The organism is Agromyces luteolus (genome assembly GCF_009729855.1).
GTDB classification, from domain to species: domain Bacteria; phylum Actinomycetota; class Actinomycetes; order Actinomycetales; family Microbacteriaceae; genus Agromyces; species Agromyces luteolus.
In genome coordinates, this window is record NZ_WODA01000025.1 from 540,419 (window position 1) to 560,548 (window position 20,130).

Annotated in this window: 17 protein-coding genes; 6 read left to right on the forward strand and 11 right to left on the reverse strand. The window is 72.0% G+C overall.

Annotated elements, in window-relative coordinates:
- Positions 1-91: 91 nt before the first annotated feature.
- The gene (gltX, locus tag GLX25_RS16170; protein ID WP_155843519.1) at positions 92-1,606 is read right to left on the reverse strand and encodes a glutamate--tRNA ligase; all 1,515 of its coding nucleotides are present in this window, start codon (positions 1,604-1,606) and stop codon (positions 92-94) included.
- Positions 1,599-2,615, reverse strand: coding sequence for a LysR family transcriptional regulator (locus tag GLX25_RS16175; RefSeq protein ID WP_155843521.1), 1,017 nt, complete (start codon positions 2,613-2,615; stop codon positions 1,599-1,601). Before GLX25_RS16175 ends, gltX begins: the two co-directional genes overlap by 8 nt.
- 81 nt (positions 2,616-2,696) lie before the next feature.
- On the opposite strand from GLX25_RS16175, the gene GLX25_RS16180 reads away from it, so the two are divergent.
- Entirely contained in the window at positions 2,697-3,767 is a 1,071-nt protein-coding gene (locus tag GLX25_RS16180) for an aminotransferase class V-fold PLP-dependent enzyme (RefSeq protein WP_155843523.1), read from the forward strand.
- A gap of 82 nt (positions 3,768-3,849) precedes the next feature.
- On the forward strand, positions 3,850-4,431 hold the full coding sequence (locus tag GLX25_RS16185; protein ID WP_155843525.1) for a dihydrofolate reductase family protein: 582 nt from the start codon (positions 3,850-3,852) through the stop codon (positions 4,429-4,431).
- A 13-nt stretch (positions 4,432-4,444) separates the two neighbouring features.
- Here the strand turns inward: GLX25_RS16185 and GLX25_RS16190 are convergent, their stop codons facing one another.
- The 4 genes from GLX25_RS16190 to GLX25_RS16205 all read right to left on the reverse strand — a co-directional run bounded on the left by GLX25_RS16190 (position 4,445) and on the right by GLX25_RS16205 (position 8,052).
- A complete protein-coding gene (locus GLX25_RS16190) occupies positions 4,445-4,975 on the reverse strand; it encodes a group III truncated hemoglobin (RefSeq protein ID WP_205719919.1) in 531 nt (176 codons plus the stop codon).
- Positions 4,975-5,754, reverse strand: coding sequence for a fumarylacetoacetate hydrolase family protein (locus GLX25_RS16195; protein WP_155843527.1), 780 nt, complete (start codon positions 5,752-5,754; stop codon positions 4,975-4,977). Before GLX25_RS16195 ends, GLX25_RS16190 begins: the two co-directional genes overlap by 1 nt.
- Positions 5,755-5,836: 82 nt before the next feature.
- Complete coding sequence (locus GLX25_RS16200) at positions 5,837-6,934, reverse strand: branched-chain amino acid aminotransferase (RefSeq protein ID WP_155843901.1); 1,098 nt, start codon at positions 6,932-6,934, stop codon at positions 5,837-5,839.
- A 47-nt stretch (positions 6,935-6,981) separates the two neighbouring features.
- Positions 6,982-8,052 (reverse strand): 3-isopropylmalate dehydrogenase, encoded by a 1,071-nt coding sequence (locus tag GLX25_RS16205; protein ID WP_155843529.1) that lies wholly within the window; start codon positions 8,050-8,052, stop codon positions 6,982-6,984.
- Between the two features lie 138 nt (positions 8,053-8,190).
- Between GLX25_RS16205 and GLX25_RS16210 the strand changes: the two genes are divergently transcribed.
- A complete protein-coding gene (locus GLX25_RS16210) occupies positions 8,191-8,454 on the forward strand; it encodes a DUF6458 family protein (protein WP_155843531.1) in 264 nt (87 codons plus the stop codon).
- A 66-nt stretch (positions 8,455-8,520) separates the two neighbouring features.
- Here GLX25_RS16210 and GLX25_RS16215 read toward each other — a convergent pair whose 3' ends face one another.
- Positions 8,521-10,170 (reverse strand): MFS transporter, encoded by a 1,650-nt coding sequence (locus GLX25_RS16215; protein ID WP_155843533.1) that lies wholly within the window; start codon positions 10,168-10,170, stop codon positions 8,521-8,523.
- 79 nt (positions 10,171-10,249) lie between these two features.
- Between GLX25_RS16215 and GLX25_RS16220 the strand changes: the two genes are divergently transcribed.
- On the forward strand, positions 10,250-10,819 hold the full coding sequence (locus tag GLX25_RS16220; RefSeq protein ID WP_155843535.1) for a TetR/AcrR family transcriptional regulator: 570 nt from the start codon (positions 10,250-10,252) through the stop codon (positions 10,817-10,819).
- Positions 10,820-11,067: 248 nt separating this feature from the next.
- On the opposite strand, the gene serA is transcribed toward GLX25_RS16220, so the two are convergent.
- The 3 genes from serA to GLX25_RS16235 form a co-directional block, all read right to left on the reverse strand.
- Complete coding sequence (serA, locus tag GLX25_RS16225) at positions 11,068-12,660, reverse strand: phosphoglycerate dehydrogenase (RefSeq protein WP_166548913.1); 1,593 nt, start codon at positions 12,658-12,660, stop codon at positions 11,068-11,070.
- A 160-nt stretch (positions 12,661-12,820) separates the two neighbouring features.
- Positions 12,821-13,243: a hypothetical protein gene (locus GLX25_RS16230; protein ID WP_155843537.1), complete on the reverse strand. Its 423-nt coding sequence runs from the start codon at positions 13,241-13,243 to the stop codon at positions 12,821-12,823.
- Positions 13,240-13,746 carry a DNA polymerase III subunit gamma/tau gene (locus GLX25_RS16235; protein WP_155843539.1) on the reverse strand — a complete coding sequence of 169 codons (507 nt, stop codon included), beginning with the start codon at positions 13,744-13,746 and terminating at the stop codon, positions 13,240-13,242. Before GLX25_RS16235 ends, GLX25_RS16230 begins: the two co-directional genes overlap by 4 nt.
- 63 nt (positions 13,747-13,809) lie before the next feature.
- Between GLX25_RS16235 and GLX25_RS16240 the strand changes: the two genes are divergently transcribed.
- Both GLX25_RS16240 and GLX25_RS16245 read left to right on the forward strand, forming a co-directional pair.
- Positions 13,810-14,397, forward strand: a complete 588-nt coding sequence (locus GLX25_RS16240; RefSeq protein ID WP_155843541.1) for a hypothetical protein — start codon at positions 13,810-13,812, stop codon at positions 14,395-14,397.
- Positions 14,398-14,535: 138 nt separating this feature from the next.
- On the forward strand, positions 14,536-18,930 hold the full coding sequence (locus GLX25_RS16245; RefSeq protein ID WP_155843543.1) for a DUF11 domain-containing protein: 4,395 nt from the start codon (positions 14,536-14,538) through the stop codon (positions 18,928-18,930).
- Between the two features lie 146 nt (positions 18,931-19,076).
- On the opposite strand, the gene ilvC is transcribed toward GLX25_RS16245, so the two are convergent.
- The gene (gene ilvC, locus GLX25_RS16250; protein ID WP_155843545.1) at positions 19,077-20,105 is read right to left on the reverse strand and encodes a ketol-acid reductoisomerase; all 1,029 of its coding nucleotides are present in this window, start codon (positions 20,103-20,105) and stop codon (positions 19,077-19,079) included.
- Positions 20,106-20,130: the final 25 nt, after the last annotated feature.

Genomic DNA, 20,130 nt, shown 5'->3' on the forward strand with positions numbered 1-20,130 from the left:
CCGATCGCGGGGTGCGGTCCAAATCGAGGGGGCCTCTCGAGCGGATGCCGCGGCAGCGACGAACGCGGCGCGGCCGCGGCATCCGTCGGGGTCAGCCGACGAGCGCGGCGAGGCGGTCGAGGCGGTCGAGCGACTCGACGCGGCCGAGGATCTGCATGGACTCGAAGAGGGGCGGGGACACGCGGCGGCCGGAGACCGCGACGCGGATCGGGCCGAACGCGACGCGGGGCTTGAGGCCGAGGCCGTCGATGATCGCGGAGCGGAGCGCCTCCTCGATCTCGGTGTGCGTCCATGCCTCGCCGGGGATGCGTTCGAGGGCCTCTCGGGCGGCGGCGAGCACGGCGGGCGCGTCGGCGGGCAGCGACCCGACGGCGGCCTCGTCGAACTCGAGGCTCGCGGCATCCGTGAAGAGGAAGCCGAGGAGGCCGGGCACCTCGCCGAGCACGGTGATGCGCTCCTGCACGAGCGGGGCGGCCTCGACGAGGAGGGCCTCCTCGCCGGGCGTGATCGGCGTCGTGACGACGCCGGCGGCCTGCAGGTAGGGCACGGTGCGCGAGGTGAAGTCGGCGAGCTCGAGCAGGCGGATGTGGTCGCCGTTGATCGCGTCGGCCTTCTTCTGGTCGAAGCGGGCCGGGTTCGGGTTCACGTTCTCGACGTCGAACGCCTCGATGAGCTCGTCGCGGCTGAACACGTCGCGGTCGGCCGAGAAGCCCCAGCCGAGGAGCGCCAGGTAGTTGACGAGGCCCTCGGGGATGAAGCCGCGGTCGCGGTGGTGGAAGAGGTTCGACTCGGGGTCGCGCTTGGAGAGCTTCTTGTTGCCCTCGCCCATGACGTACGGCAGGTGGCCGAAGCGGGGCACGAAGCTCGTGACGCCGATCTCGATGAGCGCGTGGTACAGCGCGATCTGGCGCGGCGTCGAGGAGAGCAGGTCCTCCCCGCGCAGCACGTGCGTGATGCCCATGAGCGCGTCGTCGACCGGGTTCACGAGCGTGTAGAGCGGGGCGCCGTTCGGGCGCACGACGACGAAGTCGGTCGTCGAGCCCGCCGCGAAGTCGATGCGGCCGCGCACGAGGTCGTCGAACCCGAGGTCGACGTCGGGCACGCGGAGGCGCAGTGCCGGCTGGCGGCCCTCGGCGCGGAAGGCGGCGCGCTGCTCGTCGGTGAGGTCGCGGTCGAAGTTGTCGTAGCCGAACTGCTTCGGCCGGCCGGCCGCCTCGTTGCGCGCGTCGATCTCGTCGGCGGTCGAGTAGCTCTCGTAGACGTGGCCGGCGGCCTTCAGTCGCTCGATGACGTCGGCGTAGATCTCACCGCGCTGCGACTGGCGGTACGGCTCGTGCGGGCCGCCGACGTCGACGCCCTCGTCCCACTGCAGGCCGAGCCAGGTGAGCGCGTCGATGATCTGCGCGTAGCTCTCCTCGCTGTCGCGGGCGGCGTCGGTGTCCTCGATGCGGAAGACGAAGGTGCCGCCGGTGTGGCGCGCGTACGCCCAGTTGAAGAGGGCCGTGCGCACGAGGCCGACGTGCGGGGTCCCGGTGGGCGAGGGGCAGAACCGCACGCGGATCTCGGATCCGGTGGCGGTCGTCGTGGGGTGGGTCGTGTCAGACATCGCCCTCAATGGTACGGCCCGGGCCCGCATCGGCGGGGGTTCCGCCGCGGCCTGCGACGAGGCGCGCGAGCGCCTCGGCGGCCACCGCGACGGCCGGCACGCCGCGTCCGCCGCGCGCGGTCACGAGGTGCAGCGTGCGGCGGTCGCCGTTCGTGGTGCCGCGCACCGCGACACCGGCGCGCTTCCCCGCCGACTCGATCGCGAGCGCGGGCAGCACAGCGACGCCGAGCCCGCTCGCGACGAGCTCCTCGACGGCGACGAAGTTGTCGGTCTCGACGGCGATGCGCGGGGCGAAACCGGCGGTGTCGCACAGCTCGAGCAGGTGGCCGCGGCAGCGCGGGCATCCGGCGATCCACGGCTCCCCCGCGAGCCCCGCGAGGTCGACGGTGTCGCCGGCTGCGAGCGGGTGCGCGTCGGGCAGGACGACGTGCATCGGGTCGCTGCCGATCGTCGTGACCTCGAGCCCGCGCGCGCTCTCCCGGTGCGGATCGCTGCGGTCGCCCGGGTAGCTGAACGTCAGCGCCAGGTCGGCGCGGTCCTCGCGCACGGCGGCGACGGCCTCGGGTGGCTCGGCCTCGACGAAGCTGACCTGCACGCCGGGGTGCCGACGGGCCATCTCGGCCATGAACTCGGGCACGATGCTGGGCGAAGCCGAAGGGAACGCCATGAGCCGCACGCGCCCCGCACGGAGCCCGCGCAGTTCGGCGAGCTCCCCGCGAGCCGCCTCGAGGGCGGTCGCGACCGCGCCGCCGTGCCGTGCGAGCACGCGGCCGGCAGGGGTGAGACGGACGCCGCGGCCGGTCCGCTCCACGAGTGCGACGCCTGCGCGCGCCTCGGCCCGGCGCACCTGCTGGCTGAGCGCCGGCTGGCTGTAGCCCAGGGCGTTCGCGGCCGCCGTGATCGACCCGCGCTCGGCGATCTCGCGGAGCACGAGCAGGCTCATGGCGTCGAGGTCGGCGAGGCCGGTCGTCACGGCGGCCTCGGCAGGCGAGGCGGGCGAGGCATCCATGCACCGATCATAAGCACCTCTTATGCAATGGATCGCAGACCTGCTCTCGACGGATCGAACTCCACGGCGCAGGCTGGAGGCATGACCGCGACCACCCTCGCCTCGACCGCGACGACGCTCCCCGACCCGCGCTTCACCGCCGGTCGCGGCTACCTCGCCGCGTGCACGCTCGGCATCCCCGCCGCACCGACCGTCGCCGCCGTCGCCCGCGACCTCGAGCGGTGGCGCGACGGCCGCGCGTCCGCCGCCGAATACACGGGCGTCGTCGAACGCGCCCGCGGCCACGCGGCGACGCTCCTCGGCACCTCTGCCGACCGCGTCGCCGTCGGCTCGCAGGTCTCGGTGTTCACGGGACTCGTCGCCGCGTCCGCTCCGGCCGGCGCCGAGGTGCTCTGCGTCGACGGCGACTTCAGCTCGGTCGTGGCACCGTTCCTCGCCCGCGGCGACCTGCGTGTGCGCCACGTGCCGCTCGCGCACCTCGCGGACGAGGTGCGCCCGGGCACGTGGCTCGTCGCATTCTCGCTCGTGCAGTCCGCGACGGGCGAGGTCGCGGACGCGGCATCCGTCATCGCGGCGGCCCGCTCGGCGGGCGCGCTCACCCTGGTCGACACCACGCAGGCGACCGGATGGCTCCCCACCACCGACCTCGGCGCCGACCTCGTCGTCTGCCACGCGTACAAGTGGCTCTCCGCGCCGCGCGGCGCCGCGTTCATGTCGGTCGGCGACCGCGCCCTCGACGAGATCCCGCCGCTCACGGCGGGGTGGTACTCGGGCGAGGACCCGTGGGCGTCGTGCTACGGGCCCGAGCTGCACCTGGCCGCGGGCGCGCGACGGTTCGACGTCTCCCCCGCGTGGCACGCCTGGGTCGGCGCCGAGGCGGCGCTCGAACTCGCAGCGAGCCTCGACCCCGCCGCCGTGCTCGCGCACGACCTCGGGCTCGCGAACGGGTTCCGCGCGCGGCTCGGGCTCGCGGCATCCGACAGCGCGATCGTCACCTGGCCCGACCCCGACGGCGACGACCTCGCCGCGCTGACCGCGGCCGGCCTCGTCGCGTCGGGTCGTGCCGGTCGCGCCCGCGTCGCGTTCCACGTGTGGAACGACGAGGAGGACGTCGAGCGCGCGGCGTCGGCCGTACGCACCGCGCGGGGCTGACCGGGGCCGTTCGACTCCGGACGAGGGCGAGCGCCCGCGGCGCGCGCTACCGTGGGGGCATCTCGACGGGGAGGAGCACCCCATGGGCGCGGTCGTCATGTACGCCACGGTGTCGGTCGACGGCTTCATCGCCGACGACGAGGACCAGCCCGGACCGCTGTTCGACTGGTTGACGAGCGGTGACGTGCCGCTCGACGAGAGCGGCGTGCTGAAGATGTCGCAGGCGTCCCACGACGTCATTCGCGCGTACTGGGACGAGATCGGCGTGACGATCTGCGGCCGGCGCGTCTTCGACCTGACCGACGGCTGGGACGGAACGCCGCCGAGCGGGATCGACCACGTGGTGGTCGTCACGCACCGGCCGCCGCCCGAGGGGTGGGACCAGGCAGCGCCGTTCCACTTCGTCGACGGCGTCGAGGCGGCCGTCGCCGCGGCGCAGGAGCTCGCGGGCGACCGTACCGTCGAGGTCGCGGCTGGCGACGTCGGCGGCCAGGCGCTCGCCGCCGGCCTGGTCGACGAGGTCCGCATGGATGTCGCACCGGTCGTGCTCGGGTCGGGCCGCCGCTTCTTCGGGTCGGTCGACGCGCCGCACCTCTTGGAGGATCCGGACGTCGTGATCCAGGGCGAACGGGTGCTGCACCTGCGCTATCGGGTGCGGCGCTGACCGGCCTCCTCCATCAGCGAGCGGGCGCCTCGCGCACCTCGTCGATCTCCCCCGCCGCCGCGAGCCGCTCGCGCGTGCCGATCGTCTCGAGTGCGCTGCCCGAACCACCCGCGAGTCGCCGCCGCATCGACGACGCGATCCGGCGCGCCTGCGCCTTCGCGCGCTCGGCGGACTCCCCTGCGAACAGGTCGTCGACGGTGGCCGTCCACAGTTCGATCCAGCGCTCGAACTCCGCGCCGCCGAGCGGCGCCCGCCGGTTCAGCGCCTCGTGCAGCGTGAACGCGTTGCGTCGGTAGATTCCGGCCCGGAAGACGACCGTCTCCCAGAAGTCGCACATGATCGGCAGGTGGTGCTCGAGGTCCATATGCGCGATGTCGGTGAAGATCGGCCCGATGAGCGGATCGGCGAAGGCCCGCGCGTAGAACTCGCGAACGAGTCGCGCGATGTCGTCGCGGTCGCGCAGGTCGCGGAGATCGCGCGGCTCACCCGGCTGGCGCGCCTCGCGTGCGCGCGCCGCAGGCGCTTCGCCGACACCGCCCGCCATCAGCGCGCCGGCGCCTCGCGCACCGGGTTCACGAGCGACCCCAGCCCCGAGACCGACACCTCGACCGAGTCGCCGTCGACGACCGGGCCGACGCCCGCCGGCGTGCCCGTGAGGATCACGTCGCCGGGCAGCAGCGTGAACACGTCGGAGGCGTACGAGACGATCTTCGCGACCGAGTGCACCATGTCGGCGAACCGCCCGTGCTGGTGCCGCGTGCCGTTGACGCTCGTCGTGAGCTCGCCGTGCGCGAGGTCGACGTCGGTCTCGATCACCGGGCCGAGCGGGCAGAACGTGTCGAAGCCCTTCGCGCGCGTCCACTGGCCGTCGCGCCGCTGCAGGTCGCGTGCCGTCACGTCGTTCGCGATCGTGTAGCCGAAGATCACCGACTCCGCGTCGGCTTCGCTCACGCGTCGGGCCACGCGCCCGATGACCACCGCGAGCTCGCCCTCGAACTCGACCTGCGCGCTCTCGGGCGGAAGCACGATCGCGTCGCCCGGACCGATCACCGACGTGTTGGGCTTCAGGAACAGCAGCGGCTCGGCCGGCGCCTCGCCGCCCATCTCCTCCGCGTGCTCGTGGTAGTTCTTGCCGACGGCGACGACCTTCGACCGCGGGATCACGGGTGCGAGCAGCTTCGCGTCGGCGAGCGCGACGCGCTCCCCCGTCGGCTCGTAGCCGGCGAACATCGGGTCGGCCTTCAGCACGACGAGCTCGTGCTCCTCCTCGTCGACGATGCCGAACGAGATGGTCTCACCGTGGGAGAAGCGCGCGATCTTCATGCGCCCAGCCTATTGCGCGGCATCCGCACCGCCGCGACGGTCGGGTCGGCAGGCGGCCGCCCGCCTGCCGACCCGGCGTGCGTCACGCGTCGAGTCGCGCCATCCAGCCGTGGCGGTCCTCGACGCGGCCGTACTGGATGTCCGTGAGCTCCTCGCGGAGCGACAGCGCGAGCTCCTCCGACTGCGGGCCGGAGTGCACGATCTCGAAGTCCTCGCCCAGCAGGCGACCGATGGGCACGACGACGGCCGCCGTGCCGCAGGCGAACGCGCCGATGATGTCACCGGATGCCGCGCCCTCGCGCCACTCGTCGAGCGTGATCGGGCGCTGCTCGATCTGGTGGCCGCGGTCGGCCGCGAGGCGAAGGATCGAGTCGCGCGTGATGCCCTCGAGGATCGAGTCGGACTCGGGCGTGAGCAGCGTGCCGTCCTTCTTCACGAGGACGACGTTCATGCCGCCGAGCTCCTCGAGGTACTTGCCCTCGTCGAGGAAGAGCACCTGCTGGCAGCCCTTCTCGTGCGCCTCGGCCTGGGGCAGCAGGCTGGAGGCGTAGTTGCCGCCGGTCTTCGCCGCACCCGTGCCGCCCTTGCCCGCACGGGCATAGTGCGTGGAGAGCCAGATGTTCACGGGCTGCACGCCGCCGGGGAAGTACGCCGCCGCGGGGCTCGCGATCAGGTAGTAGGCGACCTTCTTCGCCGGGCGCACGCCGAGGAACGCCTCCTTGGCGAACATGAACGGGCGAAGGTAGAGGCTCGTCTCAGGAGCGCTCGGCACCCAGTCGGCGTCGACCGCGATGAGCTGCTTGAGCGAGTCGATGAAGATCTCGACGGGCAGCTCGGGCAGCGCCATCCGCCTCGCCGAACGCTGCATGCGCGCGGCGTTCTCGTACGGGCGGAAGGTGCGGATCGACCCGTCGGCGTGCCGGTACGCCTTGAGGCCCTCGAAGATCTCCTGGGCGTAGTGCAGCACCGCGGCGGCCGGGTCGAGTTGGATCGGTCCGTACGGGGAGACGCGGGGCCGGTGCCATCCGCCCTTCTCAGACCAGCAGATGTCGGCCATGTGGTCGGTGAAGTGGTTGCCGAAGCCGGGGTCGGCGAGGATCGCGGCGCGCTCCTCCGCCGACTTCGCGGTCTCGTTGTTCGTGACCTGCCAGACCAGTCCGGCGGGCGACGGGGTCTTCAGGGTGAGGTTCGAGGTGGTCAAGGTGTCCTCCTTCGGAAGGGTGCGAGTCAGTGGGCGCCGACGGTGGCGCCGATGCGTGCGGCGATGGCGTCGCCGATCTCGGAGGTCGAGCGCCGTGCGTCGCCGCGTTCGGCGATGTCGGCGGCGACCGCGTCGCGCACCCGGTCGGCGGCGGCTGCGTGACCGAGGTGGTCGAGCAGGAGCGCCACCGAGAGGATGGCGGCGGTCGGGTCGGCGATGCCCTTCCCGGCGATGTCGGGAGCCGAACCGTGCACCGGCTCGAACATGCTCGGGAACGTGCCGTCGGGGTTGATGTTGCCCGAGGCCGCGAGTCCGATGCCGCCGCTGATCGCGCCGGCCAGATCGGTGAGGATGTCGCCGAAGAGGTTGTCCGTGACGATGACGTCGAATCTAGCAGGATCCGTCACGAGGAATATGGTCGCCGCGTCGACGTGCAGGTAGTCGACCGCGACCTCGGGGTACTCGGCGGCGACGGCGTCGACGAGCCGCTTCCAGAGGGAGCCGGCGAAGACGAGCACGTTCGTCTTGTGCACGAGCGTCAGCTTCTTCTTGGGGCGAGCGGATGCCGCGGCGAACGCGTAGCGCACGACGCGCTCGATGCCGTAGGCCGTGTTCACCGAGACCTCGTTCGCGACCTCGGCGGGCGTGCCCACGCGGATCGCGCCGCCGTTGCCGACGTAGGGGCCCTCGGTGCCCTCGCGCACGACGACGAAGTCGACGTCGCCCGGGTCGGCGAGCGGGCTCGCGACGCCCGGGTACAGCACGCTCGGGCGGAGGTTGACGTAGTGGTCGAGCTCGAACCGGAGCTTCAGCAGCAGGCCGCGCTCGATGTTCGCGCCCGCGAGGCGGGGGTCGCCGGGCACGCCGCCGACGGCGCCGAGGAGGATCGCGTCGTGGCCCGTGATGGCCGCGAGGTCGTCGTCGGTCAGGGTGTCGCCGGTCTCGAGGTAGCGCGCGGCGCCGAGCGAGAAGTGCGTCTGCTCGAACACCACGCCGCTGCCGGCCGTGGCGGCCTCGAGCGACTTCAGCGCCTCGCCCACCACCTCGGGACCGATGCCGTCGCCCGGGATGACCGCGAGCCTGACCGTCGTTACCATGAACACTCCTTCGTACGCCAGCCCTCCCAGCGTACTGTCCGCCGCGATCGGCGATCACTACACTCGGCGGCATCGGGGGCGGCACCCCGCCCCTGCCCCGCGGCCCCGCGCCGCCCGAGTGAAAGCAGGCACCCCAGAATGAGTCTCGGCCTCGGAATCGTCCTCTTCGCCATCGGCGCCGTCCTCGCGTTCGCACTGAACCTCGCGGTGGACTGGATCAACCTGCAGATGGTCGGCTACATCCTGATGGCGGCGGGCGCCGTCGTGATCATCCTCGGCATCATCCTGATGGCCCGGCGCCGGAGCTCGGTCTCCACGTCGCGCACGACGGTCGACCCCGCGACGGGCGACCGCGTCACGCGCAACGAGACGTCGCGTCCGGACGACACGACGACCGTCTGACCCGAGTCGCGGGCCGGCCGGCCTGACCGGCCCGGCCCGCCCGGATCGCCCGCGAGGGGCGCCGCCTCACCCCGAGGCGGCGCCCCTCGCGTCGTCCGCGCCCTTCGCGTCGTGCAGGGTGAGCGCCGCGACGACGCCCGCGCCGACCATGAGCAGCACGCCGATGAAGGAGGTCACGACCACGCCGCCGTCGAACGCGTGCGCGGCCGACGCGAGCAGGTCGGCGGATGCCGCGGCCGGCAGCGACTCTGCGACCGTGACGGCGCCCGCGAGCGTCTCGCGCGCGGCATCCGCCTGCGACGCCGTCAGGCCGGCCGGCAACTCGAGCGACGCGCGGTACCAGGCCGCGAGGATGCTGCCGAGGAGCGCCGTGCCGAGCACCGCGCCGAGCTCGTACGCCGTCTCGGAGACCGCCGAGGCCGCGCCGGCCTTCGCCGGCGGCGCCGCCGAGAGGATGAGCTCGTTCGACACGGTCTCGGCCATGCCGATCCCGAGGCCGAGCAGGACGAACGCGACGACGACGCCGGCGATGCCCTGCTCCCCGGCCGTGAGCGCGACCGTCAGGTAGCCGCCGGCCGAGACCGCGAGCGCCGACGGCACGAGCACGCGGGGGCGGATGCGTCGGGCGAGCGGCACCACGGAGAGGCCCGCGGCGATCATGACCACGAGGCCCGGTGCGAGCGCGAGTCCGGCTTGCACCGGCGAGAGCCCGGCGACGAGCTGCAGGTGCTGGGACACGAAGAAGAGGAACCCGACGAGCGCGATGACGCTGAGGAGGTTCACGACCACGCCGCCGCCGAACGCGCCCACGCGGAACAGCCGCATGTCGAGCATCGGCGTGCGTGCGCGCAGCTGGCGTCGCACGAACCACGCGCCGAGCGCGAGGCCCCCGAGCACCGAACCGATCGCGATGGCGTCGACGCCCTCGGTCGCGAGGTGCTTGATGCCGTAGACCGTGGCACCCATCGCGCCGAACGAGAGCAGGATGCTGGGCACGTCGATCGGGCCGGGCGCGGGGTCGCGGCTCTCGGGGATGAGGATCGGCAGCAGCACGACGAGCGGCACGAGCACGGGCACGGCGAGGAGGAACACCGAGCCCCAGGCGAAGTGCTCGAGGAGCAGGCCGCCGACGATCGGGCCGAGGGCGGCGCCGGCCGCGAAGCCCGACGCCCAGATCGCGATCGCGAGCCGCCGCTCCTCGCGCTCGGTGAAGACCGAGCGGAGGAGCGAGAGCGTCGACGGCATGAGCATGGCGCCGAAGAAGCCCAGCGCGGCACGTGCCGCGATGAGCGCCTCGGAGCTCGGCGCGAACGCGGCGCCGATCGAGACGACCGCGAAGCCGATGGAGCCGATGAGCAACATGCGGCGGCGGCCGAAGCGGTCGCCCGCGCTGCCCATCGCGACGAGCAGTGCGGCGAGCACGAGCGGGTACGCGTCGATGATCCACAGCTGTTGCGCCGCCGTCGGGCCGAGGTCGCGCGCGATCTCGGGCAGCGCGAAGCTCAGCACGGTGTTGTCGACCGCGACGAGCAGCACCGGCAGCATGAGCACCGCGAGCGCGATCCAGCGGCGGGTCGCCGCACGACGACCGCGCGGCTGCTCGCGGCCGGGGTCCTGGCGCAGGCCGGATGCCGCGGCATCCGTCGTCGCGTGGGCCTCGGCATTCGCGCCGCGGCGGGTCTGGTCGATCGTGCTGGTGTTGGTGTCGTTCGTCATGTCGGGGTCCTATTACTGTACCGGCTGGACGGTAGAGTATCAGATGCCGCCGACCGTTCCCCTCGCTACCATCGGAGCCATGAGCCGACCCCCCGCCGCCCGCGACGCCGTCCTCGACGCCTTCGAGCGACTGCTCATCGACGGCGGCGTGCGCGCGGCGACGCTCGACGCGACCGCGCGCGCCGCGGGCGTGTCGAAGGGCGGGCTGCTCTACCACTTCGCGAGCCGCGACGCGCTCGTCGAGGGCGTGCTCGAGCGCTTCTCCCGCCTCGTCGACGACGACATCGCCGTGCTCGAGCAGGCGCCCGAGGGCGCGATCGCCTACTACGTCCGCAGCTCGGTCTCGCAGGACTCGCCGCTCGAACGAGCCGGCGTCGCCGCCGCCCGCCTCGCCCAGGCCGGCAGCGCGCCCGCCGTGGTGATGATCCGCGACGTGCGCGACCGGTGGCTGCGCGCCATCCGTCGCCACGTGCCAGACCCGACGATCGCCCTCGCCGTCACGCTCATCGGCGACGGCCTCTACTACGACTCGGCCCTCCACGGCGTCGACCCCGAGATCGGCGTCGACGCGCCGCACGGCGCCGACATGGACGCGCTCGTCGAGCTCCTCGAGCGGCTCGCCCACGGCCCGTCACCGGTGGTCGAGTAGCACGCGGCGCAGCCGCGCGCGTATCGAGACCCGGTGGTCGAGTAGCACGCGGCGCAGCCGCAGCGGCACCACCGGTGGTCGAGTAGCACGCGGCGCAGCCGCAGCGGCACCGGTGGTCGAGTAGCACGCGGCGCAGCCGCGCGCGTATCGAGACCCGCTGGTCAGTAGCACCCCAGGCGCGAAGCGAGGCCCCGGGGCGCGAGTTCTCGATACGCTGCTTCGCGGCTACTCGACCACCGGAAGTGCGATCAGGACTCGGTGATGTCGACCTCGACGAGCACGTCAGCGGCGATCGCCTCGCCCACGCGCTCGAGCACGTCGGCCGGCACCGGCGAGTCGACAGTGAGCACCGACAGGGCCTGGCCACCGGCCTCGCGTCGCGCGATCTGCATGCCGGCGATGTTGATGCCGGCCTCGCCGAACTCGCTGCCGTAGACCGCGACGATGCCCGGGCGGTCGGTGTAGAGCATGACGATGTGGTGGTCGGCGATCGGCACCTCGACGTCGTAGCCGTTGATGCCGACGAGCTTCTCGATCTGCTTGGTACCGGTGAGCGTGCCTGAGACCGACACCTGCGTGCCGTCGGCGAGCGCGCCGCGCAGCGTGATCACGTTGCGGTACTCGGGGCTCTCGGCGTCGGCGATGAGCCGCACGGCGACGCCGCGCTGCTCGGCGAGCAGCGGCGCGTTGACGTACGACACCGACTCGCTGACGACGTTCGTGAACACGCCCTTCAGCGCCGCGAGCTTGAGCACGCTCACGTCGTAGTCGACGAGCTCGCCGTGCACCTCGACGTCGAGGCTCTCGAGCGGGCCCTGCGCGAGGCCGGCGAAGAGCTGGCCGAGCTTCTCGACGAGCGGGATGCCGGGGCGCACGTACGGGTCGATGATGCCGCCCGCGACGTTGACCGCGTCGGGCACGAGTTCGCCGGCGAGCGCGAGGCGCACCGACTTCGCGACCGAGATGCCGGCCTTCTCCTGGGCCTCGTCGGTCGAGGCGCCGAGGTGGGGCGTGACGACGACGTTCGGCAGGGCGAGCAGCGGCGATTCCTTCGGCGGCTCCTGCACGAAGACGTCGAGGCCGGCGCCCGCGATGGTCTTCGCCACGAGCGCGTCGTGCAGCGCGTCCTCGTCGATGAGACCGCCGCGCGCGACGTTCACGACGAACGCCGTCGGCTTCATCTTCGCCAACTGCTCGGCGCTGATCATGCCCGTGGTCTCGGGGGTCTTCGGCATGTGGATCGTGATGAAGTCGCTCTGCTCGAGGAGCTCGTCGAGCGTCACCGTCTGGACGCCGAGCTGCTGCGCGCGCGCGGCCGTGATGTAGGGGTCGTAGGCGATGACCTCGACGCCGAATGCCTGCAGGCGAGCGGCGATCAGCGCACCGATGCGGCCGAGGCCGATGATGCCGACCGTCTTCTCGTAGAGCTCGGTGCCGGTGTAGGCCGAGCGCTTCCACTCCCCCTGCGCGAGCGCGGAGTGCGCGGCCGGGATGTGACGGGCGAGACTCAGGATGTGGCCGACCGTGAGCTCGGCGGCCGAGATGATGTTCGAGGTCGGGGCGTTCACGACCATGACGCCCGCGGTCGTCGCCGACTTGATGTCGACGTTGTCGAGACCCACGCCCGCACGCGCGATGACCTGCAGCTTCGGCGCCGCGGCGATGGCCTCGGCGTCGACCTTCGTGGCCGAGCGGACGAGGATCGCGTTCGCGTCGGCGAGCGCGGCGAGGAGCGCCGGACGGTCGGTGCCGTCGACGTTGCGGACCTCGAAGTCGGGCCCGAGGGCGTCGACGGTGGCGGGCGAGAGTTCTTCGGCGATCAGCACGACCGGCTTGGTCACGGACGGATCCTCACTGCGATTGGGGCTGCGGTGCGCGCACCGCGGAACGTCGCGCCGGCATCATCGGGGCGCGGATGACGCGGCCAGCCTACTTCAGGGGTATCGCGCCGCCCGAATCGTGTGACGCGCGCAGACGAGCGTGCGGGCGGTTCGCGCCTGCTCAGGCGAGCAGCGCGCCCGGCCCGAACATGAGCAGGATGTCGAGGTACAGCGCGGCCGACACTGCGAGCCCCGCGAGGTACAGGGCCGCCTGCACGAGCGCGCTGCGGCGCCGCCCGATGAGGAACGCGATCGCGAACAAGGCCACCGGGAGGAGGATCGCGAGGATGAGCACGATCCAGCCCGTCGCGCTCAGCGTGGTGCCCAGCGTCGACGCGATGCCGGCCATGCCGACGAGGTTGCCCACGGCCTCCCAGGCGTCGTACGCGAAGAAGAGCCCGAACACGATCGCGAGCGTGAGCTCGAGCCAGAACGGGGTCCGGCGGGTCGGCGCGCTCTCCACGGCGGGCGCGGTCGTCTCCGCGGCGCCGCCGGCGCGGCCGGCGCTGGTGGTCGGATCCGTCGGGTCGGGCTCGGTGCTCATGCGGTCACCCCCGCCACGAACGGCACGGGCAGCAGCACGACGGCGCCGACCGCGAGCCACGTGAACCGGAGCGGGACGCGCCCGCGCGTGAGCGCGAACGTCACGCCGAACCATAGCGCCGGCGCGAGCACGGCGAGCCACAGCCCGAGGGCGAACATGGACTGCCCCACCGGGTCGGTCGCGGTGTTCGTGACGCGCAGCGCGGTGAGGATCCAGCCCAGCGTGTAGAGCAGGAACGCGCCGCCGAAGACGCCGAGCAGCACGAGCTCGGCCGAGCCGACCTGCGCGGCCGACCCGGCGTCGGCCGTCGCTGCGGCGTCGCCGTTCGAGCGAGCGGATGCCGCGGCCTCCGTCGCCTCGTCGTCGCCGTCGTCGTCGCCGTCGTCGACGCCGTCGCCGGCCGCCGCCGGCTCGCCGACCCGCTTCCATCCCGGCGCGAGCGTCGCGTCGTCATCGCCCTCCCAGCGGAGGGCCTCGTCATCGTCGCCGGATTCGCGCGCCATGCCGATCAGCCTAGCGACGGCGCGGCCGTTGACCCGCCGATGGGTCGGGCGCATCATGGACATGTGGGCGTCTCGTCGCACGGCGCCCCGGTGGCCGGGGTCGGTGGCGCGACCCGGACCGGCAGCGGCGCAGCACGGTGGCGCGGCGGCATCGCCGTCGCCGCCGCGATCCTCCTCGCCCTCGCGGCGTGCGCGTCGTCCGGTCGGGCGGGCTCCTCGAGTGAGAGCCCGAGCGCCGAACCGACCGCCTCGCCGACGATGGATGCCGCGGTCGAGGCATCCATCGACGATCTCGTCGCCGACCCCGACGCCTGGCTCGACCGGCGGGTCGAACTGGTCGGCAAGGTGTTCTTCGTCGCGCAGTGCCCCCCGCCGGGCGCCGAGTCGACACCGTGCGTGCTCGTCGGCTACGTCGCCGATCCCGACCGCGGGGTGCTCATCGCCGCCGACGTCGACGAGGCGCTGCCGCTCGCGGAGGACGGCACCCTCGTGACCTGTCACGAGCCCGGCAACGGCGGGGGCGCCTGCGGCGACTGGGAGCGCGAGGCGACCTACACGCTCGACGGCGTTCTGGAGCGCCAGACGCTCGCCGGGCAGGAGCGGTCGAAGGTGCAGTTCGACGTGCTCGAGCGCAGCGCGCCGCACGGCTGAGGACAACCCCCGAACTGGGGGCAGCCGATCGTCCGACGGAGGCTGGACGCCGCCGTCGGGCAGGGCCATACTCGGCGCCGTCGAGCGCGTCCCTCATGGGACATGGGGGTGCCCCGGGACCGCGCCGAGGGGGTTGTGATGACCGAGCGCGTCGCCGAACAGACCGCGAATTCATCGAAGAAGGGGTTCCTGGCTGCACTCGCAGCGGCCGTCTTCCTGAGTACCCAGATCCTCGCGCCGGGCGCCGGCGCGGGCGCGGCGACCATCGCGGCCGACTACGTCGCGCAGGGTCCGAGCCCGATCACCGGCGGCCAGGTCGAGTCGGTATCGCCCGACGATGAGGTCGCGGGCGCCGTGCACACCGTCGTCGCGCACCCCGACGATCCGGACATCGCCTGGATCGGCACGGTGAACGGCGGCATCTGGCGGACGAACGACGCCACGTCGGCGTCGCCGCACTGGGTGCCGCTCACCGACCAGCAGGCGAGCCTCTCGATCGGTGCGCTCGAGCTCGACCCGACCGTCGCGAGCAACACCGTCCTGCTCGCCGGAATCGGGCGGGTCAGCTCGTTCGGCCGGATCTCCGGACCGCTCACGGGCCTGCTCCGCACCGCCGACGCGGGCACGAGCTGGACGCCCCTCGGCGGCGCACAGCTCGCGGGCGAGAGCATTTCGGGCGTCGCGCCGCGCGGCACCACGCTCGTCGTCGCCTCGAACAGCAACAGCAACGTGATCGGCGGCGGCCAGGGCGGCATCTTCCGCAGCACGAACGGCGGAACGAGCTTCACGCGGCTCTCCGGCAACGGGACCAGCGGCCTGCCGAACGTCGGCGTCTTCGACCTGGTCGGCGACCCGGGCGACCCGACCGTGCTGTACGCCGGGACCCAGCAGGGCATCTTCCGCAGCCTCGACACGGGCGCGAGCTGGACCAACGTGACGAACAACCTCACCGGCATCAGCAACGCCACGACGAACAACCTCGAGTTCGCGGTGCACGATGACGGACCCGACAACGTCGTGTTCGCCGGCGTCGTCAACAACAACCAGCTCGCTGGCCTCTGGCGCTCCACCGACCAGGGCGCGAACTGGACGCAGATGGACACACCGTCCACCAACGAGGGCGGCGTGATCGTCGGCCTGCAACCGCGTCCGAAGCCGGGCGGGCAGGGCGGCATCCACTTCTCGATGGCCGCCGACCCGACCGATCCGCAGCTCGTGTACCTCGGCGGCGACCGTCAACCGCTCGACGCGGGACCGAACGCGGGCAGCTTCCCGAACTCGATCGGGGCGGACGACTTCTCCGGCCGCCTGTTCCGGTGCGACTCGGGCAACGCCGCCGGCGCTCAGTGCACTCCGCTGACCCACGTCGGCACGAGCGACGACAGCGCACCCCACGCCGACTCGCGCGAGATCGTGTTCGACGCGAACGGCGACATCCTCGAGGGCGACGACGGCGGCGTCTACCGCCAGACCGACCCGTCGACGACGAACGGCGAGTGGCAGTCGCTGAACGGCAACCTGCAGATCAGCGAGCACCACTCGTGCGCCTACGACAACGTCGGCGACCTCATCCTCTGCGGCGACCAGGACACCGGCGCGCCCGAGCAGTCCTCCTCCGGCTCCACGAGCTGGGAGACGCTGAGCGCGGGTGACGGCGGGTTCGTCGCGGTCGACGACAGCGGCGCGGCATCCGTCAGGTACAGCAGCTCCAACAGCCTCGGTGCGGGATCGTTCCTGCGGCGCGGCTGCACGGCAGCGAACGTCTGCATCAACTCCGCGCCCGGCTTCAACGTCGTCGGCCAGGGCCAGACCCTGCAGGCGTTCGAGGTGGACGGCGCGGGCAACTCGACCCTGCCGCTCTACACGCCGCTCGTGATGAACGACATCGATCCGTCGCGGTTCATCGTGACCTCGAACCGCGTCTACGAGTCCACCGATGCACTCGACAACCTCACGATCATCGTGAACAGCCTCGGCGCCGGGGTGGGAACGACGCGCGCGATCGCCTACGGCGGCCGTGCGGGCGGCGCCGACAACGCCGGCGTCCTCTGGTTCGGCGACTCCAACGGCGGCCTGCGGCTGCGCAGCAGCGGCGCGGGCACGCCCGCGACGCTGCCGGGCTGGACCAACGGCGTGGCCAACGACATCGTGCTGAACCCGGAGAACTGGGCCGACGCGTTCGTCGCGACCTCCACGCAGGTGTTCCGCACGACCGACGCCGGCGGCTCGTTCGCCGACATCACGGGCAACCTGGGTGCGGTGTCGCCGGGAGCCGTCATCCGCTCGCTCGCGATCGTGCCGGTGCCCGGGATGAACGTGCTCGCGCTGTTCGCCGGCACCGATACGGGCGTCTTCATGAGCCAGACGCAGAACCTCGGCGTCTGGGCGGAGCTCGGCTCCTCGCTGCCGAACACGATCGCCTTCGACGTCACCTACGACGCCGGCGACGACGTGATGCTCGTCGGGACCATGGGCCGCGGCTCCTGGCTCGTCGAGGACGTCTCCGACCTCATCCCCATCGCCGACCTGCGCGTGACGAAGACCGATTCGCCCGATCCAGTGATCGCCGGCGAGGAGCTCTTCTACACGATCACGGTCACCAACGACGGGCCGGATGCCGCGGCCGGCGCGGTCGTCGTCGACGAACTGCCGGACGAGGTCGTGTACCTCTCCGACGACGGCGACTGCACGTACGACGCCGTCGAGCATCGGCTCACGTGCCAGGTGGGCGACATCCCCGCCGGCGAGTCTCGCGAGATAGTCGTCAAGACGCGCGTCGACTCCGATGCGGTGGTGGACGAGGACGACGGCACGATCCGGATCGAGAACGTCGTCACCGTGTCCGGCGCGAGCGTCGACGACGACCTGACGAACAACTCGTTCACGCAGCGGACGTTCGTGCAGGAGCGCAGCGACCTCGCCGTCACGAAGGTCTGCAAGCCCGACGACGAACTGCCGGCCGGCGACACCGGGACGTGCACGATCTTCGTCGACAACCTCGGGCCCTCGTCGGCTCGCGACATCGTCGTGACCGACACGAACCTGAGCGACGGCGCGTTCACCTTCGGGGCGATAACCCCGAGCCAGGGAACGTGCGGCGTGAGCGGCGGAGTCGTGACCTGCCAGCTGGGCGACCTCGCGGCGGCATCGCCGTCCGCGGGCGGCCGCGCGACGGTGGTCGTCGAGGTCTCGGCGACCGAGGACGTCGACATCAACGACGTCGTGCGGGTCACGTCGCCGACACCCGATCCGGACGCCTCCAACAACGAGGCGCAGGAGTCGATCAGCGTGAAGGCCGTGACCGACCTCTCGGTCGACAAGACCGGGCCGCCGACCGCGATCGCCGGCACCGAGATCACGTACACGCTCTCGATCGCGAACGGCGGGCCCTCGACGGCCACCGGCGTGGTCGTGACCGACGCCGTGTCCTCCGGGGTCACGATCGTCTCGGTCACCGGGTCGAACGGCGCGAGCTGCAACGCGGGCGTGCCGGGTGACGCGGCTCAGCCGAGCCGGTGCTCGTTCGGCAACCTCGCGCCGTCGGCGACGCGCACGATGACGGTCGTCGTCCGCATCCTCCCCGGCTTCACGGGTGAGCTGCACGACGACGCCCGCGTGGAGAGCCAGACGTTCGACGACGACCTCATCGACAACCTCGACACCGTCACCACGGTCGTGAGCGCGTCGGCCGACCTGTCGATCACCAAGACCGACTCGCCCGACCCCGTGCTCGCAGGCGACGACCTGACCTACACGATCACGGTCGCGAACGGCGGACCGTCGACGGCGACCGACGTGGTGGTCACCGACGAGCTGCCGGACGGCACGACCTTCGTCGAGGGCGTGGACGGCAACGGGACCACGGTGTGCACCCTCGTCCAGGCGGGCACTGTGGTCTGCGACCTCGGGACCATGGCGCCGGGCGAGACGCGGACGGTCTACCTGACCGTCACCGTCGACCCGTCGCTCGACCCCGACGCCGTGCTGGAGAACACCGCGACGGTCGAATCGGCGACGCCCGATCCGGACGGCTCGGACAACACGGCGAACCAGTCGACGAACGTCGACACCGCCGCCGACCTGTGGCTCGACAAGACGGCCGTCCTGCGCTCGGGCAACCCGGCGCCGGTGATCGTCTTCACCCTGGTCGTGCACAACGACCTCGGGTGCGAGCAGGACGCCCAGTCGACGCCGTCGCCGAACTGCGGCACCGGCGGGCCGTCCGACGCACGCGACGTGGTCGTCACCGACGAGCTGCCGCTCACGGCGAAGAAGCTCGTCGTGCAGTACATCTCGCCGCAGTGCTCGTACGACAAGGCCGCGCACACGGTGACGTGCTCTGCGTCCGAGGTGCCTGCGGGGGCCACCGTGTCGTTCGTCATCGAGGCCCAGGCCAACGGCAGCGTCGGCACGGTCCTCAACGACGCCGACGTGACGAGCTCGACGTCCGACCCGAACGGGTCGAACAACGGCAACGCCGCATCGCTCGTCGTGAAGGGCGGCACCGGCAAGGGCAAGGGCGGCAACGGCTGAGCACCCACGGCGGGGCCGACCCGGACCGGCCCCGCCGCGCGGTGTTCGCAGGGAACTCTAGCGAGCGACCTCGCCGTCCCCCTGCGCCGACGGCGCAGCAACAGGCACCGCGTCGCCGACTACGAGGACGCGCGAGGATGCGAGCGTCAGCGAGCGACCTCGCCGTCCACGTAGTCGTCGTCGCTGACCTGGGTCCAGGCGAAGAGCTTGCGCAGGTCGCGGCCGGTGGTCTCGATGGGGTGCTGCTCGCCCTTGGCGCGGAGCTCGAGGAACTCCTTCTGGCCGTTGTCCTGGTCGGCGATGAAGCGCGTGGCGAAGGTGCCGTCCTGGATGTCGGCGAGCACCGCCTTCATGTTCTCCTTGACCGACGGGTCGATGACGCGCGGGCCCGACACGTAGTCGCCGTACTCGGCCGTGTCGGAGACCGACCAGCGCTGCTTGGCGATACCGCCCTCCCACATGAGGTCGACGATGAGCTTCAGCTCGTGGAGCACCTCGAAGTAGGCGATCTCGGGCTGGTAGCCGGCCTCGACGAGCGTCTCGAACCCGTACTGCACGAGCTGCGAGGTGCCGCCGCAGAGCACGGCCTGCTCGCCGAACAGGTCGGTCTCGGTCTCTTCCGTGAAGGTCGTCTTGATGACGCCGGCGCGGGTGCCGCCGATGCCCTTCGCGTACGACTTCGCGATGTCCCAGGCCGTCCCCGAGGCGTCCTGCTCGACGGCGATGATGTCGGGGATGCCGCGGCCCGCGACGAACTCGCGACGCACGGTGTGGCCTGGCGCCTTCGGCGCGACGAGGATGACGTCGACGCCCGCCGGGGCCTCGATGTAGCCGAAGCGGATGTTGAAGCCGTGGCCGAAGACGAGCACGTCGCCCTCGTTCAGGTTGTCCTTCACCGACTCGGCGAAGATGTGACGCTGGTACTGGTCGGGAGCGAGGATCACGACGACGTCGGCCCACGCCGCCGCGTCGGCGACGTTCTTGACCTCGAAGCCGGCCTCTTCCGCCTTCTGGATCGACTTCGAGCCCTCCTTGAGGCCGATGACGACCTCGACGCCCGAGTCGCGCAGGTTCTGCGCGTGCGCGTGGCCCTGCGAGCCGTAACCGATCACGGCGACCTTCCGACCCTGGATGATCGAGAGGTCGGCGTCCTGGTCGTAGTACATCTCAGCCATTGCGGTTCTTTCTCCTTGTGGTGGT